Origin of the sequence: Acidaminococcus timonensis (assembly GCF_900106585.1) — a bacterium.
Classification (GTDB): domain Bacteria; phylum Bacillota; class Negativicutes; order Acidaminococcales; family Acidaminococcaceae; genus Acidaminococcus; species Acidaminococcus timonensis.
Map to the genome: position 1 here is coordinate 1318460 of NZ_FNWH01000006.1, position 16406 is coordinate 1334865.

General features: G+C 54.3%; 15 protein-coding genes and 1 tRNA gene. 5 read left to right on the forward strand and 11 right to left on the reverse strand.

What is annotated here, in order from left to right:
* Positions 1 to 56: 56 nt before the first annotated feature.
* The 5 genes from BQ5462_RS10085 to thrC form a co-directional block, all read right to left on the reverse strand.
* Positions 57 to 788: a YebC/PmpR family DNA-binding transcriptional regulator gene (locus tag BQ5462_RS10085; RefSeq protein ID WP_071143176.1), complete on the reverse strand. Its 732-nt coding sequence runs from the start codon at positions 786 to 788 to the stop codon at positions 57 to 59.
* Positions 789 to 877: 89 nt separating this feature from the next.
* On the reverse strand, positions 878 to 2392 hold the full coding sequence (locus BQ5462_RS10090) for a 4Fe-4S dicluster domain-containing protein (RefSeq protein ID WP_071143177.1): 1515 nt from the start codon (positions 2390 to 2392) through the stop codon (positions 878 to 880).
* A 406-nt stretch (positions 2393 to 2798) separates the two neighbouring features.
* Complete coding sequence (locus tag BQ5462_RS10095) at positions 2799 to 3797, reverse strand: IS3 family transposase (protein WP_071141607.1); 999 nt, start codon at positions 3795 to 3797, stop codon at positions 2799 to 2801.
* Between the two features lie 11 nt (positions 3798 to 3808).
* Positions 3809 to 4213: an HTH domain-containing protein gene (locus tag BQ5462_RS10100; RefSeq protein ID WP_071141606.1), complete on the reverse strand. Its 405-nt coding sequence runs from the start codon at positions 4211 to 4213 to the stop codon at positions 3809 to 3811.
* A gap of 375 nt (positions 4214 to 4588) precedes the next feature.
* On the reverse strand, positions 4589 to 6091 hold the full coding sequence (gene thrC, locus BQ5462_RS10105; protein ID WP_071143178.1) for a threonine synthase: 1503 nt from the start codon (positions 6089 to 6091) through the stop codon (positions 4589 to 4591).
* Positions 6092 to 6289: 198 nt separating this feature from the next.
* Here thrC and nadE point away from each other — a divergent pair, with 198 nt between their 5' ends.
* Complete coding sequence (nadE, locus tag BQ5462_RS10110; RefSeq protein WP_071143179.1) at positions 6290 to 8197, forward strand: NAD(+) synthase; 1908 nt, start codon at positions 6290 to 6292, stop codon at positions 8195 to 8197.
* Positions 8194 to 8673: a QueT transporter family protein gene (locus tag BQ5462_RS10115; protein WP_071143180.1), complete on the forward strand. Its 480-nt coding sequence runs from the start codon at positions 8194 to 8196 to the stop codon at positions 8671 to 8673. The genes nadE and BQ5462_RS10115 overlap by 4 nt, the downstream gene beginning before the upstream one ends.
* A 440-nt stretch (positions 8674 to 9113) precedes the next feature.
* Here the strand turns inward: BQ5462_RS10115 and BQ5462_RS10120 are convergent, their stop codons facing one another.
* Positions 9114 to 9389: a glutaredoxin family protein gene (locus BQ5462_RS10120; RefSeq protein ID WP_071143181.1), complete on the reverse strand. Its 276-nt coding sequence runs from the start codon at positions 9387 to 9389 to the stop codon at positions 9114 to 9116.
* Between the two features lie 222 nt (positions 9390 to 9611).
* On the opposite strand from BQ5462_RS10120, the gene bioB reads away from it, so the two are divergent.
* Positions 9612 to 10592 carry a biotin synthase BioB gene (gene bioB, locus BQ5462_RS10125; RefSeq protein WP_071143182.1) on the forward strand — a complete coding sequence of 327 codons (981 nt, stop codon included), beginning with the start codon at positions 9612 to 9614 and terminating at the stop codon, positions 10590 to 10592.
* Between the two features lie 144 nt (positions 10593 to 10736).
* Here the strand turns inward: bioB and rbr are convergent, their stop codons facing one another.
* Both rbr and BQ5462_RS10135 read right to left on the reverse strand, forming a co-directional pair.
* Positions 10737 to 11279, reverse strand: a complete 543-nt coding sequence (gene rbr, locus BQ5462_RS10130; RefSeq protein ID WP_071143183.1) for a rubrerythrin — start codon at positions 11277 to 11279, stop codon at positions 10737 to 10739.
* Between the two features lie 243 nt (positions 11280 to 11522).
* Complete coding sequence (locus BQ5462_RS10135) at positions 11523 to 12821, reverse strand: copper amine oxidase (protein ID WP_235819646.1); 1299 nt, start codon at positions 12819 to 12821, stop codon at positions 11523 to 11525.
* A gap of 250 nt (positions 12822 to 13071) precedes the next feature.
* On the opposite strand from BQ5462_RS10135, the gene BQ5462_RS10140 reads away from it, so the two are divergent.
* Positions 13072 to 13878 (forward strand): histidine racemase CntK family protein, encoded by an 807-nt coding sequence (locus tag BQ5462_RS10140; RefSeq protein ID WP_071143184.1) that lies wholly within the window; start codon positions 13072 to 13074, stop codon positions 13876 to 13878.
* Between the two features lie 62 nt (positions 13879 to 13940).
* A tRNA-Leu gene (locus tag BQ5462_RS10145) sits at positions 13941 to 14027 on the forward strand.
* A gap of 116 nt (positions 14028 to 14143) precedes the next feature.
* Here the strand turns inward: BQ5462_RS10145 and BQ5462_RS10150 are convergent.
* The 3 genes from BQ5462_RS10150 to BQ5462_RS10165 all read right to left on the reverse strand — a co-directional run bounded on the left by BQ5462_RS10150 (position 14144) and on the right by BQ5462_RS10165 (position 15679).
* Positions 14144 to 14428, reverse strand: coding sequence for a hypothetical protein (locus BQ5462_RS10150; RefSeq protein WP_071143185.1), 285 nt, complete (start codon positions 14426 to 14428; stop codon positions 14144 to 14146).
* Positions 14429 to 14617: 189 nt separating this feature from the next.
* Positions 14618 to 15058, reverse strand: coding sequence for a VanZ family protein (locus BQ5462_RS10155; RefSeq protein ID WP_071143186.1), 441 nt, complete (start codon positions 15056 to 15058; stop codon positions 14618 to 14620).
* A gap of 243 nt (positions 15059 to 15301) precedes the next feature.
* Positions 15302 to 15679 (reverse strand): hypothetical protein, encoded by a 378-nt coding sequence (locus BQ5462_RS10165; RefSeq protein ID WP_071143188.1) that lies wholly within the window; start codon positions 15677 to 15679, stop codon positions 15302 to 15304.
* Positions 15680 to 16406: the final 727 nt, after the last annotated feature.

Consider the following 16406-nt stretch of genomic DNA (forward strand, 5'->3'; position numbering starts at 1 on the left):
GTTCCCCAGCCGGCCGGCCTTATGGTCTCCCGGGATGCCTGTTCGGCATGCACCCCTTATTCTTCATCCGGCAGGTCAGCGTTCGTATAAACGTCCTGCACGTCGTCCAGATCGTTGAAAGCATCGATCATGTTCTGGACTTTTTCTGCATCTTCTCCGGTCACGGCGATAGTGTTGTCCGGGATCAGGGACAATTCGCTCATGGCCACATCGATGTTGTGATCGGCCAGGGCCTTTTCCACAGCATCATAGTCTTCCGGAGCGGTGGTGATCTCATAGGCATCATCCAGGGTCTGCATATCTTCGGCCCCGGCTTCCAGTGCCACTTCCATCACTTCGTCCTCAGAAGGAGCCCCTTCCTTTTCTACCGTAAATACCCCTTTGTTCTTGAACATCCAGCTTACGCAACCGGATTCGCCCATGTTCCCGCCTTTGGAGAACACGTGCCGCACATCGGCAGCCGTACGGTTCCGGTTGTCCGTCAGTGCGCTGACCATGATGGCCACGCCGGCGGGGCCGTAGCCTTCATAGGTGATCTGTTCGTAGTTGGACCCTTCCGTAGCGCCCTGCCCCTTGGCAATGGCTCTCTTGATGTTGTCCTTGGGGATGTTGTTGGCTTTGGCCTTGGACAAAGCCAGTTTCAGTCTCATATTACCAGTAGGATCAGGGCCTCCCATACGTACAGCGATGGTGATTTCTCTGCCGATCTTCGTGGTGATCTTCCCACGCAGCGCATCTGCTTTGCCTTTTTTAAATTTGATGTTCGCCCACTTGGAATGTCCTGACATTCTAGATTCCTCCTACATAAATTCGAAAACGCCGGGTATGGAGCCCTGTTTTCAACGTACTCATACCCGGCTATTTTATCACACTCTAGTTATTTGCGCAAATATACCCGTTCCATATCCACGTTCTTCACGCCGTCCATGGCCATCTTGATGTCGGCAGAAGAGGTGGCCTGGGTGGTCCCGGCGAACCGTTTCAGCAGCACCCGGGTCAGGCCCGGTTCGGTCAGAGCCCCCGGTCCGTTCAGGCAGCCCTTCTGGCAGGCCATGCCTTCCATATACTGGACATCCAGCTTGCCGCCTTCGATGTCCTTCAGCGTGGCCAGGCATTCTTCCAGCCCGTTGCAGTACACGGTTTTCAGGCTGTCCACATCCACCTCCGGATGGATTTCCTTCACATAGTCCTTCACAGCCTGGGTCACACCGGCCGCCTGGGGGAAGCCGCAGCCATCTGCAGAAGAGGCAGCGTGGAACGCATCCACTTCGCACTTGGCCGGATCGATGCCCTGGCTGTCCATCATGCACTTCAGTTCTTCAAAGGTCAGCACGAAATCGATGTCTTCCGGATGTTCCCGGGCTTCCACCTTCTTGGCGATGCAGGGCCCGATGAAGCAGGTCAGGGCGCCGGGGTGGTTGTGTTTCTCCAGTTTGCTGCGGGCCACCATGGGAGACACCGCATCAGAGATGCAGTCCGCCAGTTCCGGAGCATGCCGTTTCACCGTGGCCACGAAAGCCGGACAGCAGGAGCTGGTCATGACCTTCTGTTTGCCCGTGGGGACCTTTTCCAGGAATTCCTCGGCTTCGGCAATGGCGGTCATATCCGCCCCCACAGCCACTTCTTTCACCGTGGTAAATCCCAGTTCCTTGCAGGCCTTCACGATCTGGCCCGGCTGTACCTTCAGACCGAATTGGCCCACGAAGGAAGGAGCCAGCAGTGCCACCACTTCCTTACCGCTTTTGATGGCCTGGATCAGCTGGACGATATGGCTCCGTTCCTCGATGGCGCCGAAGGGGCAAGCCCCGCGGCAGGCACCGCATTCCACACAGATGTTCTTGTCGATTTCAGCCTTCTTGTTGGCACCGGTATGCAGGGCATGCACCTTGCAGGCATTTTCGCAGGGCCGGGCGATTTCCACCACAGCGCCGTACGGGCAGGCCCGTTTGCAGTTGCCGCATTCCACGCACATATCGTAGTCGATGTGGGCACGGCCCTGGTACACGGAAATGGCCTTTTTGGGGCATCCGTTCATGCACCGGTGGGTCAGGCAGCGGCGGCACACGTCGGTGATCATGTACTTGTTCACCGGGCAGGCGCTGCAGCCTTCCGGCAGCACAGCGATCACGTGCTGGCTCCGGTCCACCGGTTCACTGGTGGCCTTGTTGGCGGCATCGATGATGTTCATATCCGTATCCACACCCAGGGCCACACAGATCCGTTCCTTCAGGACCGCTCTTTCTTTATGTACGCAGCATCGTGTCCGCGGAGTATTTTCGTTGACGATCTGCAGGATGTCATAGACGTGATCCGGCAGGTTCCCGTCATAAGCCATTTTTGACAGCATGGTCAACACTTTCCGTCTGATGTTGGTAATTACAGTGACTTCCATCTTTTGCTCCCCTTTGAATCAAAAAGATATAACGTTCATTCTACATACATTCTATCATATCATATTTTCTTAGAAAAAATAAGAAGGCAACTGTATATTTTTGTATAAAACTGCAACAAACGTTACACTTTAGCATACGTTTTTCCTTATATGAGGTACGCTAATTTCCTTATGCGGGGTTAGTGGGTAGTGGCTAGTGGGTAGTGGCTAGTGGGTAGTGGCTAGTGGGTAGTAAACCGTACCCCTTGTCAAGGACAGTTTATAAAAGTAGGACCCCTTGTTTTAGACAGTTCAACAATCTTGGTACCTTTAAAATGGACGTCTGGTAATTGTCTATCAGAAGGCCCCTAACCATCCAAATCTCATGTACTGGCTCCTTACTCATAAAATGGCTGCTTTTGCCATTTTATGAGGTGAGCTGGTTCCCCAGCTCACAGGCTCTCCGCTTCAATGTAGGAACCTCGGGCATCTTGGGAATATCGAGCGGATAAACCCCTGTTGTTACAAATTGGTAGAACTCGTTTGGCGACAGTTTCGCCAGTTCCCACTGGTAGCGATCGTTGTTGTAATAATCCATGTAATCATCTACGATGGCCTTCACCTCCCCAAAGCTCACTGCTGCTGCAATTTTCTTTTTCACATGGTCTTTCATACGGCCGAAGAAGCTTTCCTGCGGCGCATTGTCCCAGCAATTCCCCCGCCGTGACATGGATTGTCTGAGATCCTTGTCATGGAGGATATCAATGAAGCTGTGACTCGTATAATGGCAACCCTGGTCAGAATGCACGATGGTTTCAGCATGCAGTGAGACGCCGTGATCTCGAATCAGGTTGTTCACCGTTTCTACCACGAAATCCATCTCCAAAGAATTGCTGAGGACATACGCCAGAATCTGCTTGGTATAGGCATCCAATATGGTAGAAAGATAAGCAAAGATCCCATTGTAAGGAAGGTACGTAATATCTGTCAGCAGTACCATGCGAGGGCCATAGTCCTCAAACTGGCGCTGCAGCAAGTTATCGGCCACCGTATTGGTCTTCAGGGCTTTCACCAGCTGCCGATAGGGATTCGCCTTCCTGATGGGGCAAAGCAGGTGGAACTTTTTCATCAGACGACGGATTTTCTTCACATTCATAATGACGGGCGGATCCATGTGGAGCAGCTCCATATAGATGCTGCGGGCGCCCTTCTTGTACCCTCGTCTTTTGTAAGCGGCAAGGATCAGTTCAAAGTCCTTGCGGTCCTGTTCTTCCTGGGCCTGCCGAAATGCTTCCGCCTTCACCCAGGCATAATAACCGCTTCGGGACACGCCTGCCATCTTGCATAAACTGCTGATGGAAAGTCTGTTCTCGCTGGTACTTACCGTCTTTTCTATGATTTCGAACACACAAGAGGAATCGTTCATGAGCAGAGAATCTACCTTTTTGTGTTCTTGATCGCGGAAATTTTTTTTAAATATTCCACTTCCTGCCGCAAGTATTCAACTTCATGTCTGAGGGCCTTAATGTCATCTTCATGCTTGACCTTGGCGGCGGTGTCAGACCTGTCGGCGGGTCTCCTGCCTTCATAGAAACAGCCATATTTGGCATATTCCTCTTTGATATGCTGGAGAGCACCGCCAATGCGTCTTTCGCCCAGCACAGCAGGGTCAAAGCCGTATTTTTTGAAGATGTCTTTGGGATAGACTCCTTCCATATATTCGGTGTAAAAGATTTCTTTAAAGGACTTCCTCAGGACCAGGGTAGAGCGGCTTACGCTATACACATAAGGGTTCTGGCGCAACGCTGCAATCTGCTCCTCAGTAAAAAGTTTTCTGCTCATGTGGATTCTCCTTGGCTTTATTGGATTTGAGGATACCACATACATATGATTGTGTTCAATAGGTTGGGTCCAAAATGAGCACGTCAATTTTAAAGGATTCAAATTGTAGCCTGTCCAATTTTGTGGGCAGGTGCTACTCTTAAAAAGTGTCCACACTTATGGGTACAGTATATAGTGGCTAGTGGCCCGCTGGGCGACCTGGGTTCGGACTCCCCTTATGGGGAGTCCCTACGAAACAGGTCGTACCGTCCGTTTCCATGCGTAGGGGCGGCCCATGAGGGACGTCCGTTCCCAGGTCCGGTGCCCCATGAAAAACGCCGATGGTTTTTCACCATCGGCGTATATCGTATGAAGTTTTGCGCAGGATGCGGGGGGTTATTCCAGCCCCAGCACTTTTTTCACTTCGGCTTCCAGCTGAGTCTTGTCCACCACATCGCTCTGGCGTTTTTCCAGCTGGGGCAGCTCTTTCATGCCTCTGGGAATGGGCATTTTGGCTTCCCGGCTCAGTTCTTCCATGGCGGCGAAGGGATCCAGGTTTTTGCCTTCGAATTTGTCCGGGTTGATGGATTGCAGCACCACATCATTGAACTTGAAGGGACTGGCCGTGCTCAGCACAATGCTGTACGTATCATCGCTGGTCAGCAGCCGGTATTTTTCCATGGCCTTATAGGCCACAGCCGTATGGGGATCCATCACATAGCCATAATTGTTGAACACATCCCCGATGGTCTCCCGGGTTTCCACTTCGTCCACCCAGGTGCCGAAGAAATCCTTCAGGATCTTGTTCTGGAGTTCCACCCCAACCTTGTATTCGCCCTTTTCATTCAGTTCCTTCATCCATTCGGCCACCTGGGCTGCATCGTGGTCCGTTTCCTCGAACAGCAGCCGTTCCAGGTTGCTGGAAACCAGGATATCCATGGAAGGAGAAATGGTCTTGTGGAAGGGGCGCTTCCGGTTGTATACCCCTGTATTGATGAAATCCGTCAGTACATTGTTGCTGTTGGAGGCGCAGATGAATTTGTGCACCGGCAGGCCCATGAGTTTGGCGTAGAACCCGGCCAGGATATCCCCGAAGTTGCCGGTGGGCACGGCGAAGTTCACCGGATCCCCGTTCTCGATGCGGCCGCTGTTCACCGCATCTGCATAGGCACTGAAGTAGTACACGATCTGGGGAACCAGACGGCCCCAGTTGATGGAGTTGGCAGAAGAGAAAGCGCAGCCATGTTCCTGCAGTTCTTCCGCCAGGGGTTTGCTGCCGAACAGCACCTTCACGCCGGTCTGGGCATCGTCGAAGTTGCCTTCCACCGCCACGGCGTGTACGTTGCCGCCCCGCTGGGTGATCATCTGCAGCTTCTGGATGTCGCTGACCCCTTCCTGGGGATAGAACACAATCACTTCCGTGTCAGGCACATCCGCAAACCCGGCCATGGCGGCCTTGCCCGTATCTCCGGAAGTCGCCACCAGGATCACCAGTTTCTTCTGTTCTCCGGTCTTCTGGACGGCCCGGGTCAAAAACAGAGGCAGGATCTGCAGGGCCATGTCCTTGAACGCACAGGTGGGACCATGCCACAGCTCCAGTACATCCAGGTTGTCCTTCAACGGATGCAGCGGTGCCGGAAAATCTCCGAACCGTTCTTTGCTGTAGGCCGTTTCCACACAATTCCGCAGTTCTTCTTCGCTGTAGTCCGTCAGGAAACGGGCCAGCACCGTCAGGGCACGGGCGCTGTACGGCTGTTCCCGCATCGCATCGATTTCTGCCACACTGATGGGCGGAAATTCCTTGGGTACAAACAGTCCCCCGTCTGCAGCCAATCCGTTCGAAATCGCGTGAGCCGAGCTCACCATATCCGTTTTCCCTCTTGTACTAATGTATAACATAGTCCCCCCTACTTTCTGCATATCGCAATGGTATCATAGCATAACCCTTGTATATACGCAACATTTGACCTTGTTTTTTGTATGGTCCAAAAGACACAGGGTTCCCCGGGCCGTACTTTCCTAACCTTCCCCCATTTGTTATAATGGAACCAAGTCATTTTATCCTGTTATTATATCAAGTAATGGAGCGAGAAACAAATGGATATCAAAATTGCGTGTGCACAGATCCAGGTAAAGCCAGGGCAGCCGGCCGCCAATACCCGAAAGGCCCTGGAGGCCATCCAGGAAGCCAGGAATGCCGGAGTGGACCTGCTCCTTCTGCCGGAACTCATGGTCCCCGGCTACCTGCTGGGCGATTTATGGGAACAGCGGGCCTTCATCGCCGACTGTGAAGAATACGGCAAAGAAATCATCGCTGCCACCCGGGGCATCTGTGTGGTCTTCGGCAACATCGCCACAGATCCTGCCAAAGTCAACGAGGACGGCCGGGTGCGAAAATACAATGCGGCCTTTGTGGCCCAGGACGGACAGCTGAAAAAGGGCGGCCTGCCCTATCCCTTCATCAGCAAGACCTCCCTGCCCGAATATCGGGAATTCGACGACGCCCGGTACTTTTTCAGCGCCGCCAAACTGCTGCCGGAACTGCCCGCCGGCACCACCATGGAGGACCTGATCCAGCCGGTGACCGTCACCCTGAAGGGCCGCACCGTAAAGCTGGGGGTCCTGCTGTGCGAAGATGGCTGGACGGATAACTACCATTATAATGTACCGCAGCTGCTGCGGCAGAACGGAGCCCAGATCCTGTGCAACCTGTCCTGCTCCCCCTATACCTATCAGAAGAACCGGAAGCGCCATCAGCTGTTCGTGCGCCAGGCCAGCCAGAACGGCATCCCCCTGGTGTACTGCAACAATGTGGGCGTCCAGAACAACGGCAAGGACGTGTTCACCTACGACGGGTGCAGCTGTATGTACGATGCCACCGGGAAAAGCATCACCGATTCTCCGGCCTTTGCAGAGGATCTGCTGGTGGCAGACTGGGATCCGGACACCGGAGCCATCCGGGGTAAGCGGGGCCTGCAGCCCGTCCCCAGTGACACCGCTGCCCTGTACACCGCGCTGTGCTATGGAGCGGCCACCTTTCTGCAGCAGCTGGGCATCCAAAAGATGACCATCGGCGTATCCGGAGGTATCGACTCCGCTGTCACCGCCGCCTTCTATGTGGACATCCTGGGCCCTGAGAATGTGCTGCTGGTGAATATGCCCAGCCAGTACAACTCCGCCCTGACCAAAGGGCTGGCCCAGCAGATGGCCCAGGCCCTGGGCACCCACTACACCATCATCCCCATCCAGGAAGCGGTGGATCATACCATCCGTCAGTTCGGCGAGACCCCCGTCCACAACTATGGAACCGGAGGGGACCAATGCCTGACCGTTTCCCCCTTCGCCACGGAGAACATCCAGGCCCGGGACCGGGGTGCCCGGGTGCTGGCCGGCCTGGCCTCCCTCTTTGGCGGCGGCTTCAGCTGCAACTCCAACAAGGCGGAGATGACCGTGGGCTACGCCACCTTCTACGGAGACATTGCCGGGGTCCTGGCACTCATCGGAGACCTGTGGAAGCACCAGGTATACCAGCTGGGACGGTATCTCAATGAGGAAGTCTTCCATAAAGAAGTGATCCCCGATCCCATCTTCAAGATCAAACCCAGTGCAGAACTGTCCGCTGCCCAGACTGTGGGCAAGGGGGGCGATCCCCTGGTCTATCCCTACCATGATTATCTGCTGCAGGCCTTTGTGGAAAGCTGGAACAAGACCAGCCCCGAAGAATTGCTCCAGTGGTATCTGGACGGGACCCTGGAAGAACACCTGGGCTGCGAACATGGCCTGGTGGCCCGGCTGTTCCCCACCGCCGGAGATTTCATCGCCGACCTGGAACGGTGGTGGAAACTGTTCTGCGGCCTGTCCGTGGCCAAAAGGATCCAGGCTCCTCCCATCCTGGCCGTGTCCCGCCGGGCCTATGGGTATGACCAGCGGGAAAGCCAGCTGCCGGCGTACTTTTCCCGGAAGTACCTGGCCCTGAAGGCAGCCGTCCTGGGGGCAGAGGCATGAAGGGACTGCACCCCGGAGAAGCAGGGCTGTTCCAGAATGCCCTCCTGGCCGCCATCTACGCCGTCCTGACTCTGTGCCTGGAGCCGCTCAGCTACGGCCCCATCCAGGTGCGGCTCTCGGAAAGTCTCACCCTCCTGGCGTTCTACGACAAAAGGTGGGTACCCGGCCTCACCGTGGGCTGCTTTCTGGCCAATCTCGGCAGCCCCTTCGGGATCACCGACATGGTGATCGGGACCCTGGCCACATTTCTGGGCGTGTTCCCCATGCACATGTGTCCCAATGTATGGGTGGCCGCTCTGCTTCCGGTAGTCAGCAACGGGCTGCTCATCGGCGGCGAACTGTACTACCTGGCCGCCCTGCCCCCCGATCTGTCCGCGGGAGCCGCCATGGCCTACATCGGCCTGGGCGAACTCATCAGTGTGGCCGTGCTGGGACCAGGGGTGATGAAGGTATTGCGGAAGCGGGGGATCATATAGCGGCAGGGGCCCGCTGGGCGACCTGGGTTCGGATGTCCCTTATGGGCCATCCCTACGGATTGAAGCACAATTTGCAATATGTTGCGTAGGGTCTACCCATAAGGGGAGACCGTTCCCAGATCTGTAAGCGGCAGGGGCCCGCTGGGCGACCTGGGTCCGGATGTCCCTTATGGGCCATCCCTACGGATTGAAACACAATTTGCAACTTGTTGCGCAGGGTCTACCCATAGAGAATTTCCTTTTCAGCCACTGCTCACTACCCACCAGCCACTAAAAAAAGGGGTGTGAAAAAAATGCTTTTTCACACCCCGTCACTAGTCACTAGTCACTAGTCACTAGTCACTAGTCACTAGTCACTAGCCGATGGAAGCCAGCTGACGCTGGCGGAAAAAAGGCGCTGTGGATGATTTTTTCACAGCGCCTTTTTTATGCATGACTGTTTATGCATGTTTTGCGAAGAACGCACCCAGGATCTTTTCCATCTTGGGTTTATCATCCCCGGGCTGGGCTTCGTAGATTTTTTCGTCCCCGTAGAAAAACGTGGGCACGTAATAATACTGGCGGCCCTTCAGTTTTTCCGGTTCCGTGGTTTCATTCACCTTTTCCACCGGGATCCTGCTGTATTCCGGATGTTCATGGGTCAGACCGGCCAGCACATCCGCCGCCATGTGGCAGTACGGGCACCCGTCCATATAAATGAAAAGCAGTTTTTCCATACGTATTGCCTCCTTTGCAGTTGTGTCCCCCCGAATGGAAGAAAGGGCCCGCTTGCAGGCAGGGAGTCTCACATCCGATGTATGACCCATCCACCAGCCATTGGGCTGGTCCCCCTTCCCTTTCAGGGAAGGACAATGGAATTTGCGTTAACCTTGCGAAAAATGGTGTTGACCATCATTTTTCGTTTTTTTTATAATACTAACTATATTATACCAGAAGGGATGAGCATATTGAAGAGTGAAGAATTGCACGCGTTGACCGACCGGATCATCGAGGGGTACCGTCTGAAACAGACCGACCCGGAAGTCCAGGATCTTTTGACCCAGCCCCTGGCCGAACTCCAGAAAGAAGCCGGCCGGCTGCAGACCCATTTCTGCGGCAACCACGTGGATTTCTGTACCATCATCAACGCCCGCAGCGGACGCTGCGGCGAAAACTGCAAATACTGCGCCCAGGCCGCCTGCCATCACACCGGCTGTGAAGAATACGGGTTCCTGGACGAAGAGGAAATCATGAAAACCGCCAAGGCGGACCAGGACGCCGGTGCCAACCGGTTCGCCATGGTGACCAGCGGCCGTGCCCTGACAGGCAAAGATTTCGAAAAGGCCCTGACCATCTACGGGCATATGCGGGACAAGCTGACCATCGACTTATGTGCCTCCCACGGCATCATCAGCCGGGAGCAGCTGCACCGGCTCCGCCAGGCCGGCGTCACCAGCTACCACCACAACATTGAAACCAGCCGCCGCTTCTTCCCCCACATCTGCACCAGCCACACCTTTGACGACCGGATCCGCACCATCAAGGCCGCCCAGGCCGAAGGCATGTGCGTGTGCTCCGGCGGCATCATCGGCATGGGCGAAACCTGGCAGGACCGTCTGGACATGGCTTTCACCCTGCAGAGCCTGGGCATCGAATCCATTCCCATCAATGCCCTGATGGCCATTCCCGGAACCGGTATGGAAGGCCGCAAGCCCCTGCCGGCCGATGACATCCTGCGGACCATCGCCATCTTCCGTTTCATCAACCCCACCGCCAACATCCGCCTGGCCGCCGGCCGCAAGCTGCTGCCCCAGAACGGGGCCACGGCCCTGAAGAGCGGTGCCTCCGCCTCCATTACCGGCAATATGCTCACCACCAGCGGGACCACCATCAAGGAAGATATGGAAATGATCCGGGAACTGGGATTGACCAACCACTGATAAAAAAAAAGGCGCTGTGAAAAAATCATCCACAGCGTCTTTTTTTCGCCAGCGTCATCTGGCTTCCATCGGCTAGTGACTAGTGGCTAGTGACTAGTAAGGGGGTGTGAAAAAGCATTTTTTCACACCCCCTTTTTTATGCCATTAGAAGCATTCGCAGTTGACCATGAAGAAGGATTTGGGATGAGCGCAGACCGGGCATACTTCCGGAGCTTTTTCAGCTTCTACAATATGGCCGCAGTTGGAGCAGATCCAAACGGTCTTTTCGCTGCGCTGGAACATGGTACCATCTTCCACTTTCTTCAGCAGGGCTCTGTACCGTTCTTCGTGATGTTTTTCAATGGCCCCTACAGCCTTGAATTTATAGGCCAGGTCCTTGAACCCTTCTTTTTCAGCGGTTTCAGCGAATTCCTTGTACATTTCAGTCCATTCATAGTTTTCGCCGGCAGCAGCGTCTTTCAGGTTGGCTACCGTATCAGGGATGGAGCCGCCATGCAGGGCTTTGAACCAGATCTTTGCATGTTCCCGTTCATTTCCGGAAGTTTCCAGGAAATTCTGGGCTACCCGTTCATAGCCTTCCTTCTTGGCAACACTCGCATAATAACCATATTTGTTGTAAGCCTGGGATTCACCAGCAAAAGCCGTCCACAGATTTTTTTCAGTTTGAGAACCTTTTAATTCAGCCATTGTCTAATTCCTCCTCATTACTAGTGTCCTTCTGAAAAGGGGACGGGACCCGTCTGGCGGGTATGGGGTTGCGCACCCGGTGTAGGTCTCACAACCGGTGTGTGACCTATCCACCATCCTTTCGGATGGTCCCCCTTCCCTTTCAGGGAAGGACAACGGGGATTTTTTTCTGCTCCCCTCGTTACATGCATAGTGTACCCCAAACTCAGTAAATAGTCAAGCCTTTTTAATAATTATTTTCATTTAATTAGCTTCATTGATTGTCATGGTCCGATCAATGCGATCCAGCAGGCTTTCCCTGGAGGTGTTTTGCGGATTGGCCGGTTTCCCCGCCTTCCTGGCCGTGGATCCTGAATCCGTCGCCTTCTTTCCGGACGCTGCCTGTTTCAACTTCCGGCGGGCTCGCCAGCGGCTCAGGCTGTCCGCATTGCCGGTTCCGGCAGCAGTCTGCTCCTTCCGGTCTTCCCGGATACCTTCCCAGAAAATCCGTACGGGCAGGTTAGAGGAACCGGGCGGCGAAAAGAAGAAGGTACCGCTCTTGCCAGCCGGCACCACACCCAGTTTCATGGTCTCTCCGTCCCCGTTCCAGCCAAAGGACTGGCGGTCATCAGGGATCCGGATGTATTGGGCCGTTGCCCCTTCCAGGCTCAGGACCCCTTCCCCTGCATAGGCGCCCCCGTAGGGGTTGAACCGCATCTGGGTAGCACGGCTTCCCCGGGTCTGGAAATTGACGGCGTACATGACCCCGTAATTGCCGTAGTTGACCACCGGCTCATTCCGGGTCACGTCGATGCCCCGTACATAGGGGTCTTCCACATCATCCGCCAGCTTCACACCCCAGATTTCCCCGCTGTCCGCCGGGAAGGCGCCGGGCAGGTCCACCCTTACATCGGCCCCTTCAAAGGTGCCCCGGAGCACATGGCCCCCTTCGTCCGGCGGCAGGATGGAATATACTTCCGCCGAGATCCGGGGATCCGCATCCACGGGCATCATGATGAAAGAAACTTCCACCGGCTTGTCGAAGTTCAAGTCCACGATCCCCGTCACCAGTTCCTGGGGATGGAGGATGTACCCCCTGCCGTTGTTCAGGATGTCCCGGGGACCGTCCAACACCAGCTTCCGGCCGTTGGGAGCCGACCGGTAATATTTGCTCTGGGCTTCCTTGCCTGCGGCCAGCCAGTCCTCATTGGGCCGGGAGATTCCGTTCCGGCCCATGGACACCGCCGTAGGGCGGATGGTGGTCCGCCGAAGCAGTACCGCCAGCCGCTTGTCCGTCCGGGTGTCATTTACATGGTGGAAGAACAGGCGCACCGGCCCGCTGACCGTATCCCGGTACATGATACCGATCTTCCCCACCATCTCCGGGCTGTCCGAAAAGATCAGTTTCGGTCCCCCGTGGGTGATGGTTCCCTGGATCTGCCGGTAATAGGGAACATCCTCCTTCCAGGCCAGATCCTGTATGTCCGATGCTGAAGCCCTGTTCCCCCAGGGAAGGAACAGAGCCAGCCCGGCACAAAATAAGCCCATCAATCGCTTCTGCACGTTCAAAAAAAATACCTCCGCTTTCGTTCATAGTATCCCCGTATCCCCCTGAAAAGGCAGGACAATGGGACAGACACTTCCTTATTTTACCACATCCCAACTGTGATAAAATCATTTTCAGAAATTGCATAAAAATCAGTTATAGAACCCTTGTAGAATTCCTCGTAACTCGCTATAATTAGAGTGTAATTTTGAATTATAGAAATAGTTAGAGTATTCGGTATACAAAATCCCAGAAAGGAAGTTGCTTATGAAAATCCGCACCGTACAAGCCGATCCCAGCGGTAACATCACCCTGTTCGTCCTTGACCCGGTACCGCTGGAACAACGCAGGGACATCAACGAAAAACTCCTGTCCGGCGACACCGCCCTTGAACAGGTGGGCTGCCTTTCCCTGGTTGACGGCCAGCCCAAAGTGGAAATGATGGGCGGCGAATTCTGCGGCAACGCCACCCGCAGCGCCGGTGCCTACGCCCTCCATACCCTGGGGAAAAAAGAAGGAGATTTCCAGGTGACCTGCAGCGGCTGTTCCACTCCCCTGCCCGTCCACGCCAAAAAAGTGCGGGAAAACTGCTACCAGGCCAGCGTGGAATTGCCCCCGCCCCTTTCCATTTCCAAACAGCGCCTTTCCTATGAGCGGGAAAGCGTGGAATGTCAGGCAGTGGTCCTGCCGGGCATCACCCATTATGTATATTTCACCCTGAACGTGGATGAAATCAATCAGGATGAGTTCTTCTATTCCCTCCAGCGGGAAATTTCCCAGGGCCCTGAACCGGAAGCCTACGGCCTTATGCTGGTGGAAATCAGCACCCTGAAGGTGATCCCCATTGTCTATGTGACTGCCACCGGCACCCTGTACCACGAAAACAGCTGTGGCAGCGGATCCGCCGCCGTGGCTGCCGCCCTGGCCCAGCGCCAGAAACGGTCCGTGGGAGCGTCCTTATTGGAACCGGGAGGCCGCATCGACGTCGAAGCCTACTGGAAAGACGACAAGATCACCGGCATGGCCATCGGAGGACTGGTGAAACTGGGAGAGGTCAGGACCCTGGAGGTATGATTCTCCTTGACAGGATATAAGGGCAATGGTAAAATAACCGTATTGTGATATATATCACAAGTGCCGAAGTGGCGGAATTGGCAGACGCACTTGACTCAAAATCAAGCGTCCCAAAAGACGTGCCGGTTCGAGTCCGGCCTTCGGCACCAACCAAAAGAAGCAGAGGCTGTGAAAAAATGGATTTCCATTTCTTCACAGCCTCTTTTGTCATACATGCCCCCTGCTCACTACCCACCAGCCACTGAAAAAGGAACCGTGATTTTTTTCACGGCTCCTTTGGTTCCCGATTGATCCATTCATTCACCTTGCGGTTATAATATTCGTTCTTTTTCTTCTGGACCCATTTGTCCCGTTCGTCGCAGATGGCCAGCATTTCATCCACCATTTCTTCTGCCGTAGGGGGCTGCACCCGCAGCACATACTGGAGCATCCGCTCCACCGTGCTTACCGTTCCCAGGTTCCGGGCCATAAGAGCGCCCATCTCGGCAGGGTACCCAAGGTCGGTGACAGCGGAGATCAGTGCGTTGGTCAAAGATTCAAATCGGGGCATAGAATTCCTCCTTTGGTTATAAGTCACGATTTTTGCCATTCCGTCAACTCCTTTGCCATTGATTTCCTGGTAGATTCCTACGTTCTATGATACCAATTCCAATCGAACAAGCAACAATCGCATCCGATTTCACTTCACCAACCACCAATCACTATCCACCAGCCACTATGTGGATACCAGCAGCACCCTTCACCTCCCTCGCCATACTCTCCCGAGGAGTGCCGCCACGGCGATTCCCAGGCTCACCCCTATGGCATCTACGCACACATCCTGCCAGGTGGCAGTGCGGCCGCCGGCAAAATACTGGATGGTTTCATCCAGGGAGGCGATGACCACACCCAGGGCCAGGACGGCTTTTTTATACCCCCTGCCCCACCGGTGCCAGGCGCCCAGGCTGGCTGTCAGCCCAAAGGCCCCGTATTCCGTCAAATGGGCCAGCCGCCGGACCCGGTTGTCCGTCAGCCAGTCCGTCACACCATTGTGCCCCAGCACTTCCCGGATCAGCCCCAGTACCCGCCGGCTTTCCCCATGGGAAACGGTCCCGGGCTGCAGGGATTGCCCCCAGATAAAGGCAAGGAGCAGAAGCAGCAGGAGGCCGAAAAGCCAGGTAAAAGAAGATTGTTTGCGCATGGATGGAAGGCCTCCGAAACAGGATTGTCGTTCGTCGTTCGTCGTTATGTTTAATATTTTACCACAAATGGGTGGGGTACTGTATCATTGTATGATTTTTTACATTTTTCTTGCTTTTTCGGATATTTTTGATATAATCATATTATCTGATATTTTCTACCAACCAGTCCTCTTCTATTCACCAGCATTGGAGTGATCCCATTGGCTCTCGCAAACTCCCAGAATCACCACTTCCGGCAGCACCTATTCCGTATCGCTAATTCCATTGTCCATACCACGTTTTGCCGTTTCAAATACAATCATTTCCAGGATTCCTATCGACCATTTTGAACCTGTGTAAGGAAGCTGATGCCTTCCCGGTACATGGGCTGTTTTGTGTCCCCCTTCGCAAAGCCGTTTCTGTACTGTTGCACAGGTATTTTTTATGCCCTTTGGGTTTACAAATCGATAGGAATTCTGTTTTTTATGATCGGTTATTGTTTCAGCCAAAAACAAAAACCCCGACCCCTGTTTTTTTGCACCCATTTTCGGATGCACCCAAACCATCTTCACTCTTGAAAGGAGTCTTTGTCCATGGCTTACCGTCGTACGTTGTTGCAAGAGCTGAAAACTCTTTTGCATGTGGAGTCCATCCTGGCCTTTTCTTCCCTTGTGATCCTGATCATAAACGGGTGCCGGCACAACCGGATCCGCAAAGATCGGTATCGTGCCCGTATCCTTACAGGGAGACATCGTATTACAAAGTTCAGTAACAAGTTCTATAAAGTTCTTTGGAATGTAAATATCATTGCAACCAACCCGCAACCACCTGTCAGACAGATGGTTGCCACCCTGACAACCGGTCCGACGCCAGCCTGGATGACAACCGTCTGCCAAATGGTTGACGACTGGTTGTCAATCGGTTGCCCTGTCCTATTTCCCGATTCCGGAAAAAATGCCGCAGACCCGCATCCAGCCTGTCCTGCAACCGGATGGCAACCATCTGGCAACCATCTGCGTGCACAGGTTAGGATAGTATAGGTTAGGATAGTCTAGAAGAGAAAGTGATTAAAGAGAAAAATCCTGGTTGTCAACTGGTTGTCACTGTTCCCGTACAGAAGACACGAAAACCACCCCTACCCGAAACAGAACCTTTTCTTGAAAGGAGCCACTTATGAAAAAGGGGTATCCGCCCTTTTCAAGGGCGTAAGCAGGCGCCCGACCCTTTAGCGGCGTTGGCGGTCGCTTATGCCGTAGCTGGGGACTATTGCGCAGCTCCTGGGGCGGGAGAGGGTTCAGATGCTCTGCAGTCAATTCCTGCAGAGGGATTTTCCCTGTAGTCCCATGCTTTTTGCCGTTCACATGCTGG

Excerpts from the sequence above, each read along its gene's own strand:
- BQ5462_RS10120 (WP_071143181.1), bottom strand. The coding sequence starts at position 9,389 with ATGGAAAAACTGCTTTTCATTTATATGGACGGGTGCCCGTACTGCCAC.
- BQ5462_RS10115 (WP_071143180.1), top strand. The coding sequence starts at position 8,194 with ATGAAGGGACTGCACCCCGGAGAAGCAGGGCTGTTCCAGAATGCCCTC.
- BQ5462_RS10090 (WP_071143177.1), bottom strand. The coding sequence starts at position 2,392 with ATGGAAGTCACTGTAATTACCAACATCAGACGGAAAGTGTTGACCATG.
- BQ5462_RS10155 (WP_071143186.1), bottom strand. The coding sequence starts at position 15,058 with ATGCGCAAACAATCTTCTTTTACCTGGCTTTTCGGCCTCCTGCTGCTT.
- nadE (WP_071143179.1), top strand. The coding sequence starts at position 6,290 with ATGGATATCAAAATTGCGTGTGCACAGATCCAGGTAAAGCCAGGGCAG.
- BQ5462_RS10100 (WP_071141606.1), bottom strand. The coding sequence starts at position 4,213 with ATGAGCAGAAAACTTTTTACTGAGGAGCAGATTGCAGCGTTGCGCCAG.
- BQ5462_RS10085 (WP_071143176.1), bottom strand. The coding sequence starts at position 788 with ATGTCAGGACATTCCAAGTGGGCGAACATCAAATTTAAAAAAGGCAAA.
- BQ5462_RS10140 (WP_071143184.1), top strand. The coding sequence starts at position 13,072 with ATGAAAATCCGCACCGTACAAGCCGATCCCAGCGGTAACATCACCCTG.
- rbr (WP_071143183.1), bottom strand. The coding sequence starts at position 11,279 with ATGGCTGAATTAAAAGGTTCTCAAACTGAAAAAAATCTGTGGACGGCT.
- BQ5462_RS10150 (WP_071143185.1), bottom strand. The coding sequence starts at position 14,428 with ATGCCCCGATTTGAATCTTTGACCAACGCACTGATCTCCGCTGTCACC.
- thrC (WP_071143178.1), bottom strand. The coding sequence starts at position 6,091 with ATGTTATACATTAGTACAAGAGGGAAAACGGATATGGTGAGCTCGGCT.
- BQ5462_RS10095 (WP_071141607.1), bottom strand. The coding sequence starts at position 3,797 with ATGAACGATTCCTCTTGTGTGTTCGAAATCATAGAAAAGACGGTAAGT.
- bioB (WP_071143182.1), top strand. The coding sequence starts at position 9,612 with ATGAGCATATTGAAGAGTGAAGAATTGCACGCGTTGACCGACCGGATC.
- BQ5462_RS10165 (WP_071143188.1), bottom strand. The coding sequence starts at position 15,679 with ATGCAAAAGAGTTTTCAGCTCTTGCAACAACGTACGACGGTAAGCCAT.